Raw genomic sequence first — 22,495 nt, 5'->3', positions numbered from 1 at the left:
ATAAACAATTAAAAAACACAATAACCATGAAAAAAATTATTTTATTACTTGCTTTATGTTTTACCGCAAATTATTTCTTTGCGCAGACTACTGATCCGAATCAACTGAAGAATGAAGGTAATGACGCTTTGAATGCAAAAAATTATGCTGTTGCTTATGAGAAATATAGCGAATACCTGAAATTAACTAATAATCAGGACTCTGTTACTGCATACAACTGTGGCGTATGTGCGGATAACATAAAGAAATATAATGAAGCTGCCAACTATTTTGATATTGCAATTAAAAAAGGGTACAACTTAGCAAATGCATATATCGGTAAATCGGCTGCCTATCGTGATATGAAGAATAATAAGGAGTATATTGCTACATTGGCAGAAGGTATCAAAGCTGTTCCAGGCAATGCAACGCTTGAAAAGTTATATGCAATATACTATTTAAAAGAGGGGCAGAAATTTCAGCAGGCAGGCAATATTGAAAAAGCAGAAGAGAATTATAAACATGCAACTGACGTGAGCAGTAAAAAGTGGAAGACTGATGCTTTATATAGCTTGGGAGTTTTGTTCTATAACAATGGAGCAAGTGTTCTGCAGAAAGCAACTCCTTTAGCAAATTCGAACAAAGAAAAATATGCTTCCGAGAAAGCCAAAGCAGATGCAGATTTCAAAAAAGCCGTAGACTACCTGGGAGAGGCAATTACCTTGTCACCCAATAGAACTGAAATCAAACAGATGCAAGATCAAGCAAAAGGAATGATAAAATAAAAAGATTATCCTGAAGATAGAAGAGAATGGGGTTGCTAAAATCAGCAACCCTATTTTTTTGTATGCATCTGTTTTTTATTGTAAGTTTGTCACTTGAACTAAACAGTGAAAAAAAGAATGATGCAATCCTATAGTAAAAATGAAGCTATCGACCGTATAAATAAACTGGCCAAAACAGGAAAAGCGTTTCTGTTTATTATAAACTATAAACAAGATTGTTCTTTTGTAGAGCAGATAGATAATATAGACCCGTCTGAGCTTCTTTATAATCTGAATGGCTTTAGCAACTGTACGTCTGTACCTATACCTTTACAATCTCCTATAACATGGAGGACGACCCCAATATCGCTTGTACAATATAAAACTTCGTTCGATATTGTACGCAGAAATATTCTGGGAGGAAATAGTTTTTTAACGAATCTCACCTGTATAACTCCGGTCGCTACAAATTTAGGATTGGAAGATATTTTTTATCATTCTCAAGCTTTATACAAACTTTGGCTGAAGAATCGCTTTGTCGTTTTTTCCCCAGAGATATTCATTCGTATAGAGAATGGGAAGATTTGTTCTTATCCTATGAAAGGAACAATGGACGCAACTTTACCTTCCGCCTTGGAGGTATTGATGGAGGATGAAAAGGAGGCGGCAGAACATGCCACAATTGTTGATCTGATACGGAATGATTTGAGTATGGTGGCAGATTGTGTAGCTGTAACCCGTTATCGCTATGTAGATACTCTCCATACAAATCACGGCCCTATTTTACAGACCAGTTCGGAAATCAGTGGGATTTTGCCGAAAGATTATGTTTCCTGTTTGGGAGATATTCTTTTCAAGCTTCTCCCTGCCGGTTCCATTACGGGAGCCCCAAAACATAAAACGATGGAGATAATAGAACAGGCGGAAAATTATGATAGAGGGTTTTATACTGGCATTACCGGATACTATAACGGAAAAAAGTTGGATAGTGCCGTCATGATTCGTTTCATTGAAGAACAAGATGGAAAAATGTTTTTTAAGAGTGGAGGAGGGATTACCTGTAAAAGTGACTTAGAAAGTGAATATAATGAAATGAAGCAGAAAGTTTATGTGCCAATTTATTGAAACAATACATATAGAGAGAGGAATAATATATAATCTGGATTATCACACGAATCGGATGAACCGGACACGTGCAGTTTTCTGGCCGGAACAGCCAGCGTTAGAGCTATCGAAATATCTTTATCCTGTATCAAGCGAAGGAGTGATGAAGTGCAGAGTAATCTATGGTCGCGAAATAGAGGAGATTACATATACGTCTTATCAAATACGTCCGGTACATTCTTTACAGATTGTTTATTCGGATGATATCGATTACACTTACAAAAGTACAGATCGGAGTGTTATTAATGAACTTTTCGCTCGCAGACAGGAACAAGACGACATACTAATTGTCAAGAATGGACTTCTGACAGATACATCTATAGGTAATATTGCTCTTTTCGATGGAAATGAATGGTATACCCCAAAACAGCCTCTCCTTAAAGGTACCCGAAGAGCATCATTGTTAGCTATGAATCTAATCAAGGAAAAAGAAATAACCGTAGAGCGGTTGTTTGAATACTCTCAAATCTGTTTATTCAACGCAATGATCGACTTTGGTAAGATAAAGATTGATGTCAATCAGGATCTCATACGGATATAACGATTATTAACAAGTTTATTTCTGGTCTGTTTGAACAAAACCTCTTTGGGGCATGTTATATAGATGTGTTTTTCATAGTATTAGATATAAGATTAATTAAAGAGATTGTACCAGCTTGTGATAAGTAAGTACGTCAGAAACAGAGGCGTCTGTTTTATTGATAAATGTGTTAAAGTGTCGGCTCTTTGTAGCCGACACTTTTTTTATACCTGTTTTTCGTCAATTTTATGGATAGTTACAAATAATTCTTATATATTTGTGGGATATAAACAGAAAAGAATGACACAATGAGTAATATACCTGTTATCTTTCGTTTTTTAAAAGACCTTACTGCGAATAACAATCGTGAGTGGTTTAATGAACATCGGGGTGAATATGAAATAGCCCGCATAGAATTTGAAAACTTCCTTTCTTCCGTAATTGCCCGTATTTCACTCTTTGACGAAAGTATCCGTGGCATTCAACCCAAAGATTGTACCTATCGTATTTACCGGGACACCCGTTTTTCTTCTGATAAAACTCCTTATAAGAATCATTTCGGAGGATATATTAATGCGAAAGGGAAAAAATCCAATCATAGTGGTTATTACGTACATATACAACCAGAAGGTTGTATGCTGGCCGGAGGTAGTTTATGCCTGCCACCCAACGTTTTAAAAGCATTGCGTCAATCTATTTATGATAACATTGACGAGTATCGTTCGATTGTGGAAGATCCTGAATTCAAAAAGTTCTTTCCAGTTGTTGGTGAAGATTTTCTAAAAACTGCTCCTAAAGGTTTTCCTAAAGATTTCAAATACATTGATTATTTGAAACCTAAAGAATTTACTTGTGCTTATTCTGTGCCAGACAGTTTTTTCCTGGCTCCTGATATTCTGGATAAAACAGAAGAGGTGTTCCGGCAATTTAAACGCTTTGCTGACTTTACGAATTTTACTATCGATGATTTTGAATAACGATTGGATAGGTATATCCTGAATGACTCTAAAAACAAATTCTGAAACACAATAATACATCCTTTTTATGGAAAAGACTCTTAATCTGATTAAAAATGATCCTTGGCTGGAACCTTACAAAGACGCTATCGTCGGACGTTTTGAACATGCCATGGATAAGAAGGCCGAATTGACCAATGGGGGAAAATCTACGTTGTCGGACTTCGCTTCCGGATATCTTTATTTCGGTTTACATCGCACTGATAAAGGATGGATATTCCGTGAGTGGGCACCGAATGCGTCGCATATTTACATGGTAGGTACATTCAGTAATTGGGAAGAAAAACCTACTTATAAACTAAAACGCCTGAAAAATGGTAACTGGGAAATTAAATTGCCTGCTGACGCTATCAAACACGGCGATCTATATAAATTACATGTATACTGGGAAGGTGGTCAGGGAGAACGAATTCCCGCTTGGGCTAACCGGGTCGTGCAGGATGAAAGCACCAAAATATTCAGTGCTCAGGTATGGGTACCGGAGAAGCCATTTAAATTTAAAAAGAAAACCTTTAAACCCAGTACCGATCCATTGCTGATTTACGAATGCCACATCGGTATGGCACAGCAAGAGGAAAAAGTTGGAACATATAATGAATTTCGTGAGAAAATTTTGCCACGTATTGCCAAAGAGGGATACAATTGTATCCAGATTATGGCCATACAGGAACATCCATATTATGGTAGTTTCGGTTATCATGTGTCAAGTTTCTTTGCGGCATCATCTCGTTTCGGCACTCCAGAGGAACTCAAACTGTTAATTGATACAGCTCACGAACTGGGTATTGCTGTTATTATGGACATTGTTCATTCGCATGCCGTAAAAAATGAGGTAGAAGGGTTGGGCAACTTTGCAGGTGATCCGAACCAATATTTCTATCCGGGCGGACGCAGAGAACATCCGGCATGGGATTCACTTTGCTTCGACTATGGTAAAAACGAAGTAATGCATTTCTTGCTTTCAAACTGCAAATACTGGTTGGAAGAGTATCGCTTTGATGGATTCCGTTTCGATGGTGTCACTTCTATGCTCTATTACAGCCACGGATTGGGCGAGGCATTCTGTAATTATGGAGATTATTTTAATGGGCATCAGGATGGCAATGCCATCTGTTACTTGACACTGGCTAATGAATTGATTCATGAAGTGAATCCTAAGGCTATTACCATTGCAGAAGAGGTATCTGGTATGCCGGGACTTGCCGCCAAAGTGGAAGACGGAGGGTATGGATTTGACTATCGTATGGCTATGAATATCCCCGACTATTGGATTAAGATCATTAAAGAAAAGATAGACGAAGACTGGAAGCCATCCAGCATGTTTTGGGAAGTAACTAACCGCCGACAGGATGAGAAGACAATCTCATATGCCGAAAGCCATGATCAGGCGTTAGTAGGAGATAAGACAATCATATTCCGCCTGATTGACGCCGACATGTACTGGCATATGCAGAAGGGCGATGAAAGCTATATGGTTCATAGGGGCATTGCTCTCCATAAAATGATTCGTCTACTTACGGCAAGTACGATCAACGGTGGATACCTGAATTTTATGGGAAACGAATTCGGACATCCGGAATGGATTGACTTCCCGCGTGAAGGTAACGGATGGTCATGTAAATATGCTCGCCGGCAGTGGGATTTGGTTGATAATAAAAACCTGACTTACCATTATTTAGGTGATTTTGATGCTGACATGCTGAAAGTAATCAAGAGCGTTAAAAACATTCAGCAGACTCCTGTACAGGAAATTTGGCATAACGATGGTGACCAAGTACTGGCATACCAACGTAAAGACTTGATTTTTGTGTTCAATTTCAATCCGAAACAATCATTTACTGATTATGGATTTTTGGTAACCCCCGGAACTTATGAGGTAATATTGAATACAGACAATGTAGTTTATGGAGGCAATGGCTTGTCAGATGATAGTGTGAAGCATTTCACATTACCCGATTCTTTGTATAAAAAAGAAAAGAAAGAATGGTTGAAACTCTACATTCCTGCGCGAACAGCAATGGTATTGAAAAGAACCAAATAAAAATGGGAATAAACAGATAAAAAACAGCCTTTGCACAGATTAGATTGCAAGGGCTGTTTTATATTCAATTAAAATTTAATCTTCAGTATTTTACCGGTATATGCTCCTAAAGCTATTTCTGTGGCTTTATAAGGCAATAAACAGACTACTTCTTCTTTATCAGTCATTAAATCGGTTGCTTTGTATGAGTCAAATTGGGGAATCTGCAAAAAATCGAAGGCATGAGAAGGTACATTAATTGCAACATTTACCGATTGATTATCAAAGTTTACGACTACAAACAGCAATTCATTTTTATACTTACGCATGAAAGTATACTGCTTATGTTCATTAAATCTCCATCCATTTTCATTGGCATACATCAAATCAAAAAATACACCTTTTGATATTGCCTGCTCTTCATTACATAGAGTCAAAACCTTATGGTAAATTGCATATAAATGCTTTTGTTCTTCAGTTAGCATTTTTCCATCAAATTTACCTTCGTTACGCCAACGCCGAATGGTGTCTACACTCCAATAATCGAAAATAGTGGTTCGTCCGTCACGTCCGCTGAATCCTTCACTATCCATTCCCATTTCTCCGAACTCCTGACCAAAATAGATCATCATCGGATTCGTATTCATGCAAGCTGATACGATTAGTGCGGGAATGCCCTTGCGTGGGTCTCCGGCAAAGAAATCAGATGCAATGCGCTGTTCGTCATGATTCTCAAGGAAGTTAAGCATCCGCTTTTCAATCCCCCCCAAAGACTGCCAACTACGGGTGATGGCAGTTGCTGAATCATAACCACAAGCCACGTTACGCAAGGTATCATACAGTCCTACTTTATCATAGAGATAATCGAACTTACCACGAAACAGATAATTTTTATATTCGTGAGGATTGTATACTTCAGCAATAAACAAAATATTGGAATAGGTTTGTTTCACTTGTGGAATAGCCCATTCCCAGAACTCTACCGGAACCATTTCAGCCATATCACAACGGAATCCATCAATGTTCTTGGAAGCCCAGAAAAAAAGAATATCCAACATTTTAATCCAGGTATCCGGAGTCGGTGAAAAATGACAGGTTCCTCCATTTTGATAATCTACTCCATAATTCAGCTTTACAGTTTCATACCAGTCATTTATATTCGGGTAAGCATCAAATCGATTGTTACCAGTTGCTTTGGCAGGAAATTCACGATAAGGTTCCACTGCGTTTCCTGTCATATCAAACTGACCGTGCAATTCCGATTGTGGAATATAATAAAAATTATTGTATGGACTGAACGAGTAATTAGGATCATCGTTGGCTCCGAGTTGGCTGGTACCATCCGGCTGTGCATCCGAATGATATTGGCGCGCTACATGATTCGGTACAAAGTCGATAATCACTTTTAGTCCTGCCCTGTGTGTGCGGTTTACCAGGTTTTCAAACTCTTTCATTCGTCCGGGAATATCAGTAGCCAAATCCGGATCTACATCATAATAATCCTTAATGGCATAAGGAGAGCCCGCTTTGCCTTTTACAATAGCCGGATGATCCGGTCGGATATTATATCTTCTGTAATCAGTCTGAGTAGCGTGTTCGATAATACCGGTATACCAAATATGAGTCGCTCCGAGCTTTCTGATCTCACCCAAAGCTTTGGCTGTGAAATCAGCCATTTTTCCACAACCGTTTTGTAAGATGTCTCCGTTATTGATGCAGTGGTTATTATTATTTCCAAACAAGCGCGTAAACACTTGATAAATAATCATTTTTTCTTCGTTCTTCATTTTTATAAAAGCTATTTAAGATTAACTATTTTAGTTTCCCGATGGCTCTGATAAGCCGCTTCGATTATTCGTATCACATTCAAGATGTCTTGTGCATGCGTTTTCAACGTTTTTCCTAAACACAAGTGTTCATATATATTCTGATAGAAACCACCATAATTACCGGATATACCCGGATATTTCCGGCAGATTTCTTTTCCATTCATTTCTGTATGCAATAATCCCCATTCTTGTTCCGATTCCTCTCCCCAATTAGGGCTGCCAGGCATTTCACCAGCCAATAAGGCAGCTTCTTGTTTGTCGACTCCATATTTGACATACGATCCTAACGTCCCATGCAACATGAAACGTGGTTCGGCTTCCCGCATCAAATAGCTTGCTTTCAGGGTGATCTTCACATCAGGTGCCAAGGAAGGACGTAACAAATGAATTATAAAATAATCATCTACTTTTCCTCCATTACGAAGTACACCCAAATCGGCAAAAACAGCTTCAGGCATTCCGAAAAGCTGAACTGCCTGATCAATCAGGTGTGATCCCAGATTATATGTCAGTCCACCTCCCGATACTCCGGTTTCTTTCCATGTGTTAGGCTTGATGAAGTTTCGGTAACGGGCGAAAGTTGATTCATATTCCACTAAGCGACCTAACAACGACTTATCAAGAATATCATGTACTGTCAGAAAGTCTGCATCCCACCTGCGGTTTTGATACACACTAAGCATTAGTCCTTTTTGTTCAGACAAAGCTATTAATTCTTTTCCTTGTTCTGTAGTAGAAGTAAAAGGTTTCTCAACTACCACGTTTTTTCCGGCTTCAAGAGCCATTCGGGTATATTCATAATGTGTGCTGTCCGGGGTATTAACCACAATCAGATCTATTTCGGGATCCTCTGTCAACTCATTAAAACTACGTACAATCGTTGCTTGCGGATAACGTGCTTTAGAGAGTTCCTTGGTACGCTCTACTATTTTACAAAGTTTGAAATGCGGATTCGTACTGATAAACGGGGCATGAAATACCTGTCCCGACATACCAAAAGCAGCCAATCCGGTTTTTATTATCTCCATATCTTTCCTTTCTCCTCAATCAGTTGATCCAAAACTTCGGAAGCTGTGTTATAGCCTTGCTCAAAAATCTCTTCAGCTTTTTCAAGCTCAGTATTGCTGTAACCCTCCAGATTATAAGGTTCTATTAGTAAATCACAATTATCGCGCTCCGGAAACGTATTGGCGCGAAACATAAAATGATAAGAGCGCATGGCAATACTGACAATATTCATTTTATATTTCTCTGCCATCAGCGGACTGACATTTACTGCCACTACTTTTTCACATTCATTTCGGATGGTAGAAACCGGTAGATTCATCAAAAGCCCTCCGTCCACATAGTGTGTATTTCCTATTTTTACAGGTGTAAACAATACCGGCATACAGCATGAAGCTGCCACTCGTTCGGCTATATTCCCTTTATGAAAATGCATACTGCGCCCATGATCCAGATCAGTGGCGGTGATGATAAGTGGAAGTTTTAAGTCTTCCAGTTTCTGTGCTTTAAGATTCGACTTCAGAAAGTCTATAAATTCTCCCAGTGCAAATAAACCGACTTTGGGAATCACAAGTTTGGTCAAGTCCTGAAATTTATGTCCGGAAAAATAGTCCAACACTCTATAGGGTTCGTTACCGTCGGCGTAAAAAACTCCGGCCAAAGCTCCGGCACTTACTCCTGAAATGATATCCGGTTTAATATCATGCTCCAATAAGGCCTGGATAACTCCCAAATGGGCAAATCCTTTAATAAAGCCTCCGCTTAAGGCATATCCAATGTTATAAGGTTTTCCGGTTAATGCGTTATTCTCCATTTTCATTTACTTGATTCATATATGTACGCCACGAAATTAGTAAAATAATTAAGAGGGAGAATTGATATAAGAAAAAAACTGGTAGAAAATAGCATTAAAAAGGATAAAATCCGGAAAAGTGCTTCCGGATTTTATTTATTCAAATATAAAAAGCAGATACAGACTACTTTTCAATTATTCTTATTTTTCTTTTTTCGTTTTTTTTAAATCCGGTAAAAACCAAGTTACCAATCCTAATAACGGCATGAATGCACAAACATTGTATACCGCATCGATTCCAAATTTATCGGCCATATTGCCAAGGACAGCAGAGGCAATACCGGCAACACCAAATGCAAATCCAAAAAAGAGTCCCGAAATCAGCCCTAATTTATTAGGAAGCAGTTCCTGCGCATAAAGCAAAATAGCGGGAAAAGCGGACGATAACATCAGTCCGACGCAAAAACTAAGAAGTACAGTCCATACAAGTCCGGCATGTGGCATCAACAAACTAAACGGTGCTGTGCCAAGGATTGATCCCCAAATTACATATTTGCGCCCGACCTTATCACCGATAGGGCCTCCCATTAATGTACCGATGGCAGTAGCTACCAGAAATACAAATAAGAAGAGTTGTGATTGCTGAATACTTACATTAAACTTATGTATCAGATAGAAAGTATAATAGCTGTTCAGACTCGCCATATAAATATATTTAGAAAAGATCAAGATCATCAGTATCGTAATGGCAAATACTGTTTTGCCTGGAGAGAGCGGGCGTTCAATATAGGTTCTTGCAAGTATGGGACGTTTTTTAAGATGGTTCAGATAGGCCCGGTACCAACGACAAATAGGGAACATTGCACAGATAGCCGCTAAAGCAAGAATTGCAAACAAAGCAATATAATGCCTGCCGTAAGGAGCCACTAACAACGCCACTAACAAAGGGCCTAATGATCCGCCCAAATTGCCGCCCACCTGAAAGAGTGATTGCGCTAATCCCCGTTTTCCTCCTGAAGCTAAAAAGGTGATACGTGATGCTTCGGGATGAAGGACAGAAGAACCGATTCCAATAATAAAAACGGATGCAAGCAACCAGTGTAAATTGGATGCAAAAGCCAGATTCAACATACCTACCAGTGTGAAACTCATTCCGATGGGAAGTGACCATGCTATAGGACGTTTGTCAAAAATAAGACCGGTCAGTGGTTGAAACACGGAAGCGGACATCTGGTAAACAAGAGTTATCAATCCAATCTGAGCAAAACTTAACGAGAGATCTTCTTTAAAGAGAGGATATACAGCCGAAATGACAGCCTGCAAAAGATCATTTAAACAGTGAGAAATACTTAATGCGATCAATATAGGAAATGCAATCCTACGAACCGGTTGGACCTGATTTTGTACCATATATTCTATACCTTATTTAAAATCGGATGCAAAGGTATAAAAAACAAAGAAGTAAGTAGCATAGGAGTGAGTCTAAATTAAAGAATAGCCGAATCGTCAGCGGATGAAAGGGAACTATTATTTTTCATGGGAATAAATCTTGATTTGCTAACTTTTTGTGTATCTTTGGTTCATAAAATAATCTGTTAACCCAAATAATTAATGAAACAACAATCAACGTATGATGAATCAAGAATTATTAATGAGTCCCAATCATCTGGTGACATTTTTGCACAAGCCTGCTGCTGAATTTACAAAAGCAGATATTATTTCCTATATCCAACAAAATGAAATCCGCATGGTCAACTTTATGTATCCTGCTGCGGACGGACGACTTAAAACATTGAATTTTGTAATAAACAACGCTGCCTATCTGGATGCTATCCTGACTTGTGGTGAACGAGTGGATGGATCAAGCCTGTTTCCTTTTATAGAGGCAGGGAGCAGTGATTTGTATGTAATTCCACGCTTCCGTACCGCATTCGTTGATCCATTTGCAGAATTACCTACACTCGTGATGCTTTGCTCTTTTTTTAATAAAGATGGAGAACCTCTGGAAAGTTCTCCCGAATATACCTTACACAAAGCTTGTAAAGCGTTCACGGAAGTAACAGGCATGGAGTTTCAGGCTATGGGAGAATTGGAGTATTATGTGATTGCCGAGGACGACGGAATGTTTCCGGCAACCGATCAGCGCGGTTATCATGAATCAGGACCTTATGCTAAATTCAATGATTTCCGTACACAATGTATGTCTTACATAGCTCAAACGGGTGGACAAATAAAATACGGGCATTCTGAAGTCGGTAATTTTATGCTTGACGATAAAGTCTACGAGCAAAATGAAATAGAATTTCTGCCAGTCCGTGCAGAAGATGCTGCCGACCAATTGATAATAGCCAAATGGGTTATCCGCAACTTAGCTTACCAATATGGTTATGATATTACATTTGCTCCGAAAATTACAGTGGGCAAAGCTGGATCCGGATTACATATCCATATGCGCATGATGAAAGACGGACAGAACCAGATGCTAAAAGGTGGGATTCTTTCTGATACAGCTCGTAGAGCCATTGCGGGCATGATGCTGCTTGCCCCATCCATCACGGCTTTCGGAAATACAAATCCTACTTCATATTTCCGGCTTGTACCACATCAAGAGGCGCCGACTAATGTTTGTTGGGGCGATCGAAATCGTTCTGTATTGGTACGAGTTCCATTGGGATGGTCTGCTAAAACAGATATGTGTGCGTTAGCCAATCCATTGGAGTTGGACAGCCACTATGATACGACGCAAAAGCAGACAGTGGAAATGCGTTCACCGGACGGATCAGCCGATCTCTATCAATTACTGGCAGGACTTGCAGTGGCTTGTCGTCACGGTTTTGAGATAGACAACGCCTTAACCATTGCAGAGAAGACATACGTTAACGTAAATATCCATCAAAAAGAGAATGCTGATAAACTGAAAAACTTAGCACAACTACCGGATAGCTGTGCGGCATCAGCAGACTGCTTACAGAAACAACGGACTGTATTTGAACAGTATAATGTATTCAGCCCTGCTATGATTGATGGCATTATCAGTAGATTACGAAGCTATAATGATGCTACCCTGCGTATAGAGATACAGGGCAAACCGGAGGAGATGCTGGCATTAGTAAGCAAGTACTTCCATTGCGGATAAAGTCCCCCAAAGATCATTTTAATGCGGATTGAGTATCATAGTTCAGTCCGCATTATTTATATTCGCACTTCAAAATGAAATTATATCATGGAAGAAGCAAAAGATTTCAATAAGTATACATCGAAGGTTAACTTTGCCCCCATTACAGATTTTGTACTTCAAAATGGGCAACTTACCCAATATCAAAAAGGAGATTTCTTTTGCCGACAAAGTGAATCCTGCAAATTGATGGGGTATGTGGCAGAAGGTTCTTTCCGCTATTGCTGTACCAACAGTCGGGGAGAAAATAAAATTGTAGGCTATACATTCGAACACTCGTTTGTGGGTAATTATCCGGCATTCCGTTTAGGAGATAATTCAAATGTAGATATACAAGCCATTTGTAACTGCACTGTTTATATAGTAAACAACAGACAGTTAGAGGAATTCTATGACCGGGACGACACGAATCTGAAATTGGCCAGACATATAGCTGAAATATTGTTATGGGAAGTATATGAACGGATGATATCGATGTACAGCATGACGCCCGAAGAACGATATAGGGAGATACTTGAACGTTGTCCCGGACTGTTGAATTTGATTTCATTGAAGGAACTGGCATCCTATCTGATGATATGTCCGGAAACACTCAGCCGTCTTCGAAGAAAGTTAGTACAAAAATAAAATCTTGATTTCAGTCAAGATTCATTTGTTCCGATCCCAATACCTTTGTGTAAGCATTAAAAAGAATAAAAATGAAAAAGGTTATCATAATAGGAGCTACATCCGGGATCGGTAGAGGATTGGCAGAACGGTTTATTCAGGAAGGGAATATGGTTGGCATAACGGGACGAAGGGAAAATAAACTGCAAGAGCTTTGTTCACAAAATAAAAACTGTTTTTATACCATATCAGATGTTACAAAGGAAACTGATACAATCCGGCAACTCAATAATCTTGTGGACAGAATGGGAGGTATGGATATACTCGTGTTCTGTTCGGGGGTAGGGGAACTAAACCCTGAGCTCGATTATAATTTAGAGAGACCGGCTCTTTTGACCAATGTTATCGGATTCACCAATGTGGCAGACTGGGCATTTTATTTTTTCCAGAGACAAGAATCGGGGCATCTGGTTACAATTTCCTCTGTAGGCGGGATGCGTGGTGAAGGAATAGCACCGGCATACAATGCTTCGAAAGCCTATCAAATCAATTATACGGAAGGCTTGAGGAAGAAAGCAGCCAAGCTATCTTACCCCATTCACATTACGGACATACGCCCAGGATTCGTAGATACAGCGATGGCTAAAGGAGAGGGGTTGTTTTGGGTCACTCCACTACAGAAAGCCGTACAACAGATATACCGGGCGATCTTTCGGAAAAGAAAAGTTGTATACATCTCAAGAAGATGGAGATATGTAGCAATGCTTTTGAGAATAATGCCTGCTTCTATTTATTGTAAAATGTGACAGCAGAAGTAGGGCTCCGGTTTTTCTGACATTTGACAGATTGAGTTATCTACTTTCGTTCGATCTTTGCTGCTCCCGGAATATTTATTAATATGAATGTTATAATAAGACAAATAATATTTTCATATTAATTGTTCCTAATGTCTTCTGCATCAAAAGAATTATCTTTGTAGGCATATACTATAAACCTATAATAGAACGAAATGAGTCCACGTAAATTAATACTTTGGCTATTTGTCTGTACCCTTATAGTATGTGCCCTGCGGGCCGGGTTATTGACAAGTGCAGATCAATATATCTATCATCTGCGGAATATGCATGCTTCGACTTTTGCATATCGGTATGATGATTTTCTACCCTATCTACCGATTGTTGTCATGTTTATATTGAAACTTGCAGGAGTAAAAAGTCGTAGTAACTGGAAACGTATGCTCGTTTCAACTGCATTTGCGTATGTCTTAATGGGAGCAGTAGTCATCTCCATGAAATCATTGGCGGGTGTTCTCCGTCCAGACGGTTCGGATTTTCTTTCCTTCCCTTCAGGCCATACGGCTACTGCTTTTACGGCTGCTACTCTTTTATATAAAGAATATGGCTTCAAGACTCCTTTAGCCACCATTGCCACTTTCCTGCCGGCTGTTGTTACCGGCTTCACACGCCAATTAAACAATCGTCATTGGCTAAGTGACGTATTGGCCGGTGCTACCATTGGCATCATGATGGTAGAGTTAGCTTATTTTCTGACAAATTTAATTTTTAGGAAAGAGAGTGACACGCATACTTGTCCTAAATCGTAAGAAATATAATAGGGATTATCCGGTGACGAATAATCCCTATTATATTTCTTAGACTCTGACAGTCAATTCTCTTAAAGTAAAATCAGAAAGCATCATGACTGACATATAGCAGGTAGTTGTGTCTCTGAATAAAAATATTATTTTCTCTGGCTAACCAACCTACTGCAAGTGCAACATCTTCAGCGCTGAGGTTAATTTTCCGACTAAGTTCCTGAATAGATATTTTTCCCCTCATTTCATTCAGGGTGCGCCATACTTTGCCGGCGTTTTCTCCAATTGTTTCTAATTCCATTTTACATTATTTGGTTATGTTCCTAATATACAGAAAAACATTCAAATACAGAATTTTTAAGTCATGTTTTTATTCTGGTTTTGCATTTTTTAGTGTAAATCTCAAGTACTCTTTATCGGATAATCCGGCTTTGGAACAAGAAGAGTAAAATAAACCATATTTGTGCAAATAATAAGGGGGATTAACTAAAAAAGGAGTCCGCGATAATCCCGGCCTCCTTTCTCAAACGTTTTTTTCAATCAAACTCTGTTTTATAATCCTTTATTCATGGAGCATTACATAGCCCCAAATCATAGAATCGGAATTACCGATTCTATCCAACAATCTTTTTACCCATTTCATAATCTCAAATTTTTATGTTATACCTTGAAAACATTACAAATGTAAGGGAGAAATATGACGATTGAATTGACGTAGGATAAAAAGGCTGTTTTAAACTGTTTGTTTTTGATGTATGTCAATGATTGCAGGATAATCCTGTTACATCTTATCAAAGAATAACCCGACAAAGAGTAAATGTGAAAATAAATAGTTAAAAGATGGATGAAAACGGAACAAAGTAGATAAAATACCGTCTTATTATAAATGTTATACAACTGATAAAGTGAGGGAGCCGTACACCCTTTATGCGTAGCCATTCCCGAAGGTAGCCGGGAGTATTCTATTTCCTTTGAAAAAGCCCGTACAATTTTTGTACGGGCCTTTTATTATGCAGAAAAGTGATTCAATCGTTATTATCTTCCTCGTCGTCGACCAAATTATTAAGTTCCACTTCCAGATCAACCAACTCTTGCTCCCATATCTTCAGTATCTCTCTGGGGGTATCTTTGGGAGCTTTCTTAATTCTTTCCTGAGCAAGAGATACCTCATGCTCTAATTCCTTGCGCCTGCTCATATCGTTAAGTCTATAAGTTTGATGAATTAAAATGATTTGTTCAAAAACGACCCTTTAATAGGTCCGGTATTTCCGAAGGTTCGCCAGCGACCCTGATTCCTGCAATCTCCAATGCTGAAATTTTTTCGGCAGCAGAACCGGAACTTCTGGATATAATGGCTCCGGCATGTCCCATCTGTTTGCCCGGCGGGGCAGATTGCCCTGCAATAAATGCTACTACAGGTTTAGTTACATGTTCACGAATATATGCTGCGGCCAGTTCTTCAGCATTTCCTCCGATCTCACCAATCATAACAATAGCATCTGTTTGAGGGTCATTCTGTAACATTGCCAATAATTCGCGGAAATAAAGTCCGACAACAGGATCTCCTCCCATGCCGATAGCGGTGGATTGCCCCATACCTTCGGCTGTGAGATGTGACACGATTTCGTAAGTCAGTGTTCCGCTTCGGCTTATCACTCCTATATTGCCCGGACTGAATACCTGTCCGGGAAGAATACCTACCAGACTTTTCCCCGGAGAGATAAGCCCCGGACAGTTTGGTCCAATCAGTTTTGCTCCTTTCTGTTCAGCAAACCGATAGGCTTTTATCACGTCCAGTGTCGGAATTCCTTCTGTAATGCAAATAATCAATCGGATACCTGCATCGGCAGCCTCCATAATAGCATCAGCAGCAAAACGGGCCGGTACAAAAATAATAGATGTATTGGCCTGTGTGCGGCGGACAGCTTCATACATGGTATTGAATACCGGAAAGGTATCATCTACCATTGTGCCTCCTTTTCCGGGTGATGTGCCACCCACTACATTAGTTCCATATTCAGCCATCTTTTTTGCATGAAAGAGTCCGTCCCTGCCTGTAATTCCCTGTACCAGGAGTCGAGTGGATTTATCAATAAGTATGCTCATATCGATTCTTTTTTTAATGATTCTACAGCCATCCGAGTAGCTTCTTCCATTGTTTGTGCTACCTGAAAACGACTATTTTTACTCAATAATTCACGTCCCATACGTTCGTTCGTGCCCGTCAGTCGTACAATAATAGGGATATCCGTATGTATCTGGTCAAATGCCTGCAATAGTCCGATAGCCACGTCATCACCTCGGGTGATGCCACCGAAAATATTGATAAAGACAACCTTTACCTTTTTATCATCCAGCAATAATTTCATTGCTTCTATTACTTTGATAGGATTCGAGCTACCGCCAATATCAAGAAAATTTGCCGGATTACCTCCATAAAGTTTAATCATATCCATGGTTGCCATAGCTAAACCGGCTCCGTTAACCATACAGCCAATTTCGCCATCCATACGGACATAACTGAATCCCCTCTCTTTGGCAATAGCTTCAAGCTTTTCATCTTCTGTAGGTTCTGATAGTTTCTGCAAATCCGAATGACGGTAAAGTGCGTTATCATCAAACACCATTTTCGCATCAATTGCCAGTAATGTACCCGTAGGGGTAAGTACCAATGGATTAATCTCAGCCAGTGAGGCATCCTTTTCAATAAATGCTTTGTAAAGGTTTTGAATAATGGTTGTCATCCGATTGGCCTGCTCGGCTTGTTCGAATAGAGAGAAAGCAAATTTACGTGCCAGATAATCGGGAATCCCGACCAGAGGATCAATGTTGTAACGCATTATTTTCTCGGGATATTGACGAGCCACTTCCTCAATGTCCATGCCACCGGCTGCACTCATGATCAGTACAACAGAACGTGTATTACGATCTATCGTAAAACTGATATAATATTCTGCGGCGATATTGATGGCTTCACTAAGAAGGACTTTGGTTACGGGATATCCTTTAATGGTCATCCCCAAAATCGTTTGAGCATATTGATAGACATCTCTGTCGTTATCGGCAAGTTTTACCCCACCGGCTTTTCCACGGCCCCCGGTCAATACTTGTGCCTTAATTGCGACCCGGTTTACACCCATACGGTGGTAAGCGGCTACAGCGCCGTCTGCAGTATGGCACAAAGCATGTTTTTCGACAGGTATTCCGTAAGAGGAGAAAATCTCTTTTGCCTGATATTCGTGTACTTTCATTGGACAAATAGGTTTGTTTCTAATTATAACAAAAGCATAGGCAAAAAGGTTGCAAAGTACTCAGGACACGCCAGATATGTCCACCCATCGGATTCACATGTGCAAAATGGATATAAAGGCAACTGGATATCTCCTTAAAACCAGAAGAAAGATTGTAAAATCAAGATATCGGATATGTTATTTTAAAAAAGTAACACCGAAACCCTATAGAAAGAGTTTCGGTGTTGTATTTAGAAAAAGTCTTCAAAAAGACTTTTATGCAATTCCGTGAGCAGATACTGTAGAGTCGATCTTCTTGATCAGCCCTTGTAATACGGCGCCCGGTCCACATTCTGTGAAGTCGGTAGCACCGTCGGCAACCATATTCTTTACGGTTTGAGTCCAGCGTACAGAAGCTGTCAATTGAGCAACCAGGTTCTTTTTGATTTCTTGCGGATCTGTATGAGGCAGAGCATCCACATTCTGGTAAACCGGACATTTCGGAGTGTGGACTTCGGTTGCGTTGATAGCAGCTTCCAGTTCTACTTTGGCAGGACCCATCAGAGGAGAGTGGAACGCTCCACCTACCTTCAGCGGAAGTGCACGTTTTGCTCCGGCTGCCTTCATCAGTTCGCAAGCTTTCTCGATTCCCGGTACAGATCCGGAAATTACAATCTGTCCCGGACAGTTGTAGTTAGCCGGTACACAAACTTCGCCTTCGGCGGCAACAGCCGCACAGATTTCTTCTACTTTCTCATCAGGCAGAGCGATAATGGCAGCCATTGTAGAAGGAGTAGCTTCACAAGCCTTCTGCATTGCCATGGCACGTGCATAAACCAGTTTCAAACCGTCCTCAAAAGAAAGAGCACCGGCAGCAACCAATGCAGAAAACTCACCCAATGAGTGTCCGGCAGTCATTTCCGGTTTGAAATCGTCCCCCATGCAAAGCGCAGAGATAACAGAATGAAGGAATACAGCAGGTTGGGTAACCTTGGTCTGACGGAGGTCTTCATCAGTACCGTTGAACATAATATCTGTAATGCGATATCCCAGGATATCATTTGCTTTTTCAAACAATTCTTTTGCTAAAGCTGAAGTTTCATACAGGTCTTTGCCCATACCTACGAACTGGGCGCCTTGACCGGGGAATACAAATGCTTTCATATTTTTGTTTTTTAATTTAATTTGCGGGGACAAAGTTATATATTTTTGCAATATGATAGCACAGAATTGACAAAATTGTGCAATAGAGAAGCGTTTTTCGGTTTATTCCTCTTCTTTATCTTCCCATATACTGGCTTTTTCCGGTCCCCAGAAATGACACAACGGGCCGTTGCCATGACCGACAATTATTTCTTTTCCGGCATCAATGGCCCTGCTGACATATGTTTTAGCTTTGCCTACTGCCTGATCCATTGGAAGTCCTGATGCCAGATAGGTGGCGATTGAAGAAGAGAGAGTACATCCGGTACCATGTAAATTCCGGCTTTCTATTTTTCTCTCCTTATATATATAGATGTTTCCGTCTGCAAACAATACATCCTGCATTTCGTTTCCCTGCAAGTGTCCTCCTTTCACCAATACTGCAGTATAATACATCGTGGAGAGCGTCCGGGCCGCATCTAACATCTCTTCCACTGTAGTTATTTTCATTCCTGTCAGCACTTCCGTTTCATCCAGATTGGGAGTTATCAGGGTTGTTTGCGGGATAAGTTCTTCTTTAATCAACTGTATTGCATCGTCAGTCATTAATTTCCGCCCACTGGTAGACACCATAACGGGGTCATAAACCACCGGGCGGTGAGGGTATTTCCGTAAACAATCCGCAATCACTTTTACGAGGAGCGGTTCACTTACCATACCTATTTTCAGAGTATCTGGACATAAGTCGTCCATTACCGCTTCAATCTGTCCCTGCACAATCCCGGCGGGAACCGTGTGTACAGCCTTCACTCCCCTTGTATCTTGTACGGTGACTGCGGTAATCACCGATGCCGCGTATGCGCCCAGAGCAGAAATCGTTTTAATATCTGCCTGTATACCCGCCCCTCCCGAACAATCGGAACCGGCAATAGAAAGAACAACCGGATAACGTTTCATTTTAGTTTTTTTTAATAATTCTACAACAAAGATAGGATAAAAACAAAGAAGATACAAAATGACACACCTTATAAAATACAATAAGTCCGCCGTAAAACCAATGGTCTGCCATCAATCGAAAGAGCTGATTATAAAGTATCCCCGTCTTTTTGTACTTTCTACAATTACTGTCTTTCCTGGAAGGTAGAAATACATATTGTTGTATATACAATAAGATGAATACTCCTTAGTGTAAAACATACGATATGTATATATATGAAAAACAATGCTTTATAGCATATAATTTAATTGCTTACCAGATGAGAATATCTCTATATTTGCAATGTTCAAAGACTAAATATTATGCATGACATACCGAAACAAACCCCATTGGCAAACAATCATATCTCAGTAGACTGTGTAGTGATTGGTTTTGACGGAGAGCAACTCAAAGTCCTGTTGATTAAGCGGGTAGGAGAGGAAAACGGAGAAGTTTACCATGATATGAAGCTTCCCGGGAGCCTGATCTACATGGATGAAGACCTGGACGAAGCAGCACAACGTGTTTTATTCGAACTGACAGGTATCCGGAGCGTCAACCTGATGCAATTTAAAGCATTTGGTTCTAAGAACCGGACGAGCAATCCTAAAGATGTGCGTTGGTTGGAACGGGCAATGCAATCGAAAGTAGAGCGCATTGTCACCATAGCGTATCTATCGATGGTAAAGATAGACCGGGCGTTGGACAAAAACCTGGATGAGTTCCAGGCCTGTTGGGTGGCACTGAAAGACATAAAGACGTTGGCTTTTGACCATAATCTGATTATCAGAGAAGCGCTGATTTATATCCGGCAATTTGTGGAGTTCAATCCTTCGATGCTGTTTGATCTGCTGCCGCGCAAGTTTACCGCTTCCCAACTTCGGATCTTGTTCGAACTGGTATACGACAAAGCAGTGGATGTACGCAACTTCCATAAAAAGATAGCCTTGATGGAGTACGTCGTACCATTGGAAGAAAAACAAACCGGAGTGGCCCACCGGGCAGCCCGCTATTATAAATTCGACAAAAAGATATATAATAAGGTAAGACGGTAAGTCTTATGGAGATTTTATTTTAAATCACAAATTAATTAATAAACAAGATCATGTTTTTATTAGGGTATGACATAGGCAGCTCGTCTGTCAAAGCGAGCTTGGTAGATGCCGGGACAGGCAAATGTGTCGCTTCCGCATTCTTTCCGAAAACGGAGGCAGGCATTATTGCCGTACGCTCCGGATGGGCAGAACAGGAACCGGAAGACTGGTGGGAAAATCTGAAACTCTCCACACAGTCCGTCCTTTCAGAATCGGGGATAGCTGCCGGAGACATCAAGGCCATCGGCATCTCTTATCAGATGCACGGCCTGGTATGTGTAGACAGACAGCAGCGCGTGCTGCGCCCGGCTATAATCTGGTGCGATTCGCGTGCGGTCCCCTATGGACAAAAGGCGTTCGAAACAATCGGAGAGGAGTTTTGCCTTGCGCACTTGCTCAATTCTCCCGGCAATTTTACCGCTTCTAAACTGGCATGGATAAAGGAAAACGAGCCGCACATTTACGCACAGATTGATAAAATTATGTTGCCGGGTGATTATATTGCCATGAAACTGAGCGGAGAAATCTGTACGACAGTCGAAGGGCTTTCCGAAGGTATGCTTTGGGATTTCCGGAATGACCGTACGGCAGATTTCCTAATGCAATATTATGGGTTCGATTCCTCTCTGATAGCCGACATCCGGCCAACTTTCGCCGAACAGGGACTATTAACCGGGAGTGCTGCCCGGGAACTTGGATTGCAGGAAGGTACACCGATCACTTACCGTGCTGGCGACCAACCTAACAACGCTCTTTCATTGAATGTATTTAATCCGGGTGAAATAGCTTCCACTGCCGGAACGTCGGGAGTCGTATACGGAGTAAACGGGGAAATCAGCTATGATCCGCAGTCGCGTGTCAACACCTTTGCGCATGTCAATCATACTGCCGCGAATCCACGTCTGGGTGTATTGCTTTGCATCAACGGAACAGGGATTCTCAATTCGTGGATAAAACGCAATGTCGCTCCGGAAGGCATCTCATATACAGAGATGAACCGCCTTGCTTCACAGGTTCCGGTTGGCAGTGCAGGCATCAGCATTCTGCCTTTTGGTAACGGGGCGGAACGCATGCTGAACAACCGGACGACCGGTTGCAGTTTTCACGGAATTGACTTCAACATGCATGACAAAGCGCATTTGATCCGTGCGGCACAGGAAGGCATCGTCTTTTCCTTTAAATATGGTATCGATATTATGGAAGGAATGGGTATCCCTGTCGAAAAGATCCATGCCGGACATGCCAATATGTTTCTCAGCCCCATTTTTCGTGAGACATTGGCCGGCACGACGGGAGCTACCATCGAACTTTATGACACAGATGGTGCTGTCGGCGCAGCCAAGGGTGCCGGGATGGGAGCGGGCATCTACAAAAACCATCAAGAGGCTTTCGCGTCACTCGACAAGCTGGAAGTCGTTGAACCCGATCCGGCCCGGCAACAGGAATATGCCGATGCATATGGACGTTGGAAACAATGCCTGACCCGATCTATGCAGATGAATAAAGAAAACGAATAATCATAAAATAAAAAAATGAATCATCAAAGCTGTCTCCTGTGCCTTCTCCAAATGAAGAAGGAGCGGGCGA

At 40.7% G+C, this 22,495-nt stretch carries 21 protein-coding genes; 11 read left to right on the top strand and 10 right to left on the bottom strand.

Annotated elements, in window-relative coordinates; translation table 11 throughout:
• Window positions 1–26 precede the first annotated feature (26 nt).
• The 5 genes from KO473_RS19875 to KO473_RS19855 all read left to right on the top strand — a co-directional run bounded on the left by KO473_RS19875 (window position 27) and on the right by KO473_RS19855 (window position 5,484).
• Window positions 27–764, top strand: coding sequence for a hypothetical protein (locus tag KO473_RS19875; protein ID WP_005820204.1), 738 nt, complete (start codon window positions 27–29; stop codon window positions 762–764).
• A gap of 120 nt (window positions 765–884) precedes the next feature.
• On the top strand, window positions 885–1,868 hold the full coding sequence (locus KO473_RS19870) for an aminodeoxychorismate synthase component I (protein WP_080546235.1): 984 nt from the start codon (window positions 885–887) through the stop codon (window positions 1,866–1,868).
• A complete protein-coding gene (locus tag KO473_RS19865; protein WP_005777672.1) occupies window positions 1,852–2,448 on the top strand; it encodes an aminotransferase class IV family protein in 597 nt (198 codons plus the stop codon). The genes KO473_RS19870 and KO473_RS19865 overlap by 17 nt, the downstream gene beginning before the upstream one ends.
• Window positions 2,449–2,735: 287 nt before the next feature.
• The gene (locus KO473_RS19860; RefSeq protein ID WP_005777676.1) at window positions 2,736–3,404 is read left to right on the top strand and encodes a DUF2461 domain-containing protein; all 669 of its coding nucleotides are present in this window, start codon (window positions 2,736–2,738) and stop codon (window positions 3,402–3,404) included.
• A 67-nt stretch (window positions 3,405–3,471) separates the two neighbouring features.
• On the top strand, window positions 3,472–5,484 hold the full coding sequence (locus KO473_RS19855) for an alpha amylase C-terminal domain-containing protein (protein WP_005777677.1): 2,013 nt from the start codon (window positions 3,472–3,474) through the stop codon (window positions 5,482–5,484).
• A gap of 68 nt (window positions 5,485–5,552) precedes the next feature.
• Here KO473_RS19855 and KO473_RS19850 read toward each other — a convergent pair whose 3' ends face one another.
• From KO473_RS19850 to KO473_RS19835, 4 genes are all read right to left on the bottom strand, one after another.
• Entirely contained in the window at window positions 5,553–7,250 is a 1,698-nt protein-coding gene (locus KO473_RS19850) for an alpha-amylase family glycosyl hydrolase (RefSeq protein ID WP_005777680.1), read from the bottom strand.
• 11 nt (window positions 7,251–7,261) lie between these two features.
• Entirely contained in the window at window positions 7,262–8,320 is a 1,059-nt protein-coding gene (locus tag KO473_RS19845; RefSeq protein WP_005777681.1) for a Gfo/Idh/MocA family oxidoreductase, read from the bottom strand.
• Window positions 8,311–9,111, bottom strand: a complete 801-nt coding sequence (locus KO473_RS19840; protein WP_005806024.1) for a patatin-like phospholipase family protein — start codon at window positions 9,109–9,111, stop codon at window positions 8,311–8,313. The genes KO473_RS19845 and KO473_RS19840 overlap by 10 nt, the downstream gene beginning before the upstream one ends.
• A 180-nt stretch (window positions 9,112–9,291) precedes the next feature.
• Window positions 9,292–10,500, bottom strand: a complete 1,209-nt coding sequence (locus KO473_RS19835) for an MFS transporter (RefSeq protein WP_005777683.1) — start codon at window positions 10,498–10,500, stop codon at window positions 9,292–9,294.
• Window positions 10,501–10,723: 223 nt separating this feature from the next.
• Between KO473_RS19835 and KO473_RS19830 the strand changes: the two genes are divergently transcribed.
• From KO473_RS19830 to KO473_RS19815, 4 genes are all read left to right on the top strand, one after another.
• Window positions 10,724–12,226, top strand: coding sequence for a glutamine synthetase family protein (locus KO473_RS19830; protein WP_005777684.1), 1,503 nt, complete (start codon window positions 10,724–10,726; stop codon window positions 12,224–12,226).
• An 87-nt stretch (window positions 12,227–12,313) separates the two neighbouring features.
• The gene (locus KO473_RS19825; RefSeq protein ID WP_005806029.1) at window positions 12,314–12,892 is read left to right on the top strand and encodes a Crp/Fnr family transcriptional regulator; all 579 of its coding nucleotides are present in this window, start codon (window positions 12,314–12,316) and stop codon (window positions 12,890–12,892) included.
• Between the two features lie 71 nt (window positions 12,893–12,963).
• On the top strand, window positions 12,964–13,677 hold the full coding sequence (locus tag KO473_RS19820) for an SDR family NAD(P)-dependent oxidoreductase (RefSeq protein ID WP_005806030.1): 714 nt from the start codon (window positions 12,964–12,966) through the stop codon (window positions 13,675–13,677).
• Between the two features lie 203 nt (window positions 13,678–13,880).
• A complete protein-coding gene (locus KO473_RS19815; RefSeq protein WP_005806032.1) occupies window positions 13,881–14,474 on the top strand; it encodes a phosphatase PAP2 family protein in 594 nt (197 codons plus the stop codon).
• A gap of 82 nt (window positions 14,475–14,556) precedes the next feature.
• On the opposite strand, the gene KO473_RS19810 is transcribed toward KO473_RS19815, so the two are convergent.
• The 6 genes from KO473_RS19810 to thiD form a co-directional block, all read right to left on the bottom strand.
• Window positions 14,557–14,766 carry a winged helix-turn-helix domain-containing protein gene (locus KO473_RS19810; protein WP_005777689.1) on the bottom strand — a complete coding sequence of 70 codons (210 nt, stop codon included), beginning with the start codon at window positions 14,764–14,766 and terminating at the stop codon, window positions 14,557–14,559.
• 724 nt (window positions 14,767–15,490) lie between these two features.
• Complete coding sequence (locus tag KO473_RS19805; RefSeq protein ID WP_005806034.1) at window positions 15,491–15,661, bottom strand: hypothetical protein; 171 nt, start codon at window positions 15,659–15,661, stop codon at window positions 15,491–15,493.
• Window positions 15,662–15,701: 40 nt separating this feature from the next.
• Window positions 15,702–16,571, bottom strand: a complete 870-nt coding sequence (gene sucD / locus KO473_RS19800; RefSeq protein WP_122130592.1) for a succinate--CoA ligase subunit alpha — start codon at window positions 16,569–16,571, stop codon at window positions 15,702–15,704.
• Window positions 16,568–17,716, bottom strand: coding sequence for an ADP-forming succinate--CoA ligase subunit beta (gene sucC, locus KO473_RS19795; protein WP_005820221.1), 1,149 nt, complete (start codon window positions 17,714–17,716; stop codon window positions 16,568–16,570). The genes sucD and sucC overlap by 4 nt, the downstream gene beginning before the upstream one ends.
• Window positions 17,717–17,971: 255 nt before the next feature.
• Window positions 17,972–18,859 (bottom strand): ACP S-malonyltransferase, encoded by an 888-nt coding sequence (gene fabD / locus KO473_RS19790; RefSeq protein WP_122130591.1) that lies wholly within the window; start codon window positions 18,857–18,859, stop codon window positions 17,972–17,974.
• A 102-nt stretch (window positions 18,860–18,961) separates the two neighbouring features.
• On the bottom strand, window positions 18,962–19,795 hold the full coding sequence (gene thiD, locus KO473_RS19785; RefSeq protein ID WP_216035140.1) for a bifunctional hydroxymethylpyrimidine kinase/phosphomethylpyrimidine kinase: 834 nt from the start codon (window positions 19,793–19,795) through the stop codon (window positions 18,962–18,964).
• 342 nt (window positions 19,796–20,137) lie between these two features.
• Here thiD and KO473_RS19780 point away from each other — a divergent pair, with 342 nt between their 5' ends.
• Together KO473_RS19780 and KO473_RS19775 are read left to right on the top strand one after the other, a co-directional pair.
• Window positions 20,138–20,869, top strand: coding sequence for an NUDIX domain-containing protein (locus KO473_RS19780; protein ID WP_005806044.1), 732 nt, complete (start codon window positions 20,138–20,140; stop codon window positions 20,867–20,869).
• Between the two features lie 50 nt (window positions 20,870–20,919).
• Complete coding sequence (locus KO473_RS19775) at window positions 20,920–22,425, top strand: xylulokinase (protein WP_122130589.1); 1,506 nt, start codon at window positions 20,920–20,922, stop codon at window positions 22,423–22,425.
• Window positions 22,426–22,495 lie beyond the last annotated feature (70 nt).

The sequence above is a fragment of the Bacteroides sp. HF-4919 genome (assembly GCF_018860125.1).
Note: the sequence above shows the minus strand (reverse complement) of the source record. Positions and strands in the feature narration are given on the sequence as shown.

Excerpts from the sequence above, each read along its gene's own strand:
- KO473_RS19875 (WP_005820204.1), top strand. The coding sequence starts at position 27 with ATGAAAAAAATTATTTTATTACTTGCTTTATGTTTTACCGCAAATTAT.
- KO473_RS19870 (WP_080546235.1), top strand. The coding sequence starts at position 885 with ATGCAATCCTATAGTAAAAATGAAGCTATCGACCGTATAAATAAACTG.
- KO473_RS19865 (WP_005777672.1), top strand. The coding sequence starts at position 1,852 with ATGTGCCAATTTATTGAAACAATACATATAGAGAGAGGAATAATATAT.
- KO473_RS19860 (WP_005777676.1), top strand. The coding sequence starts at position 2,736 with ATGAGTAATATACCTGTTATCTTTCGTTTTTTAAAAGACCTTACTGCG.
- KO473_RS19855 (WP_005777677.1), top strand. The coding sequence starts at position 3,472 with ATGGAAAAGACTCTTAATCTGATTAAAAATGATCCTTGGCTGGAACCT.
- KO473_RS19850 (WP_005777680.1), bottom strand. The coding sequence starts at position 7,250 with ATGAAGAACGAAGAAAAAATGATTATTTATCAAGTGTTTACGCGCTTG.
- KO473_RS19845 (WP_005777681.1), bottom strand. The coding sequence starts at position 8,320 with ATGGAGATAATAAAAACCGGATTGGCTGCTTTTGGTATGTCGGGACAG.
- KO473_RS19840 (WP_005806024.1), bottom strand. The coding sequence starts at position 9,111 with ATGGAGAATAACGCATTAACCGGAAAACCTTATAACATTGGATATGCC.
- KO473_RS19835 (WP_005777683.1), bottom strand. The coding sequence starts at position 10,500 with ATGGTACAAAATCAGGTCCAACCGGTTCGTAGGATTGCATTTCCTATA.
- KO473_RS19830 (WP_005777684.1), top strand. The coding sequence starts at position 10,724 with ATGAATCAAGAATTATTAATGAGTCCCAATCATCTGGTGACATTTTTG.
- KO473_RS19825 (WP_005806029.1), top strand. The coding sequence starts at position 12,314 with ATGGAAGAAGCAAAAGATTTCAATAAGTATACATCGAAGGTTAACTTT.
- KO473_RS19820 (WP_005806030.1), top strand. The coding sequence starts at position 12,964 with ATGAAAAAGGTTATCATAATAGGAGCTACATCCGGGATCGGTAGAGGA.
- KO473_RS19815 (WP_005806032.1), top strand. The coding sequence starts at position 13,881 with ATGAGTCCACGTAAATTAATACTTTGGCTATTTGTCTGTACCCTTATA.
- KO473_RS19810 (WP_005777689.1), bottom strand. The coding sequence starts at position 14,766 with ATGGAATTAGAAACAATTGGAGAAAACGCCGGCAAAGTATGGCGCACC.
- KO473_RS19805 (WP_005806034.1), bottom strand. The coding sequence starts at position 15,661 with ATGAGCAGGCGCAAGGAATTAGAGCATGAGGTATCTCTTGCTCAGGAA.
- sucD (WP_122130592.1), bottom strand. The coding sequence starts at position 16,571 with ATGAGCATACTTATTGATAAATCCACTCGACTCCTGGTACAGGGAATT.
- sucC (WP_005820221.1), bottom strand. The coding sequence starts at position 17,716 with ATGAAAGTACACGAATATCAGGCAAAAGAGATTTTCTCCTCTTACGGA.
- fabD (WP_122130591.1), bottom strand. The coding sequence starts at position 18,859 with ATGAAAGCATTTGTATTCCCCGGTCAAGGCGCCCAGTTCGTAGGTATG.
- thiD (WP_216035140.1), bottom strand. The coding sequence starts at position 19,795 with ATGAAACGTTATCCGGTTGTTCTTTCTATTGCCGGTTCCGATTGTTCG.
- KO473_RS19780 (WP_005806044.1), top strand. The coding sequence starts at position 20,138 with ATGCATGACATACCGAAACAAACCCCATTGGCAAACAATCATATCTCA.
- KO473_RS19775 (WP_122130589.1), top strand. The coding sequence starts at position 20,920 with ATGTTTTTATTAGGGTATGACATAGGCAGCTCGTCTGTCAAAGCGAGC.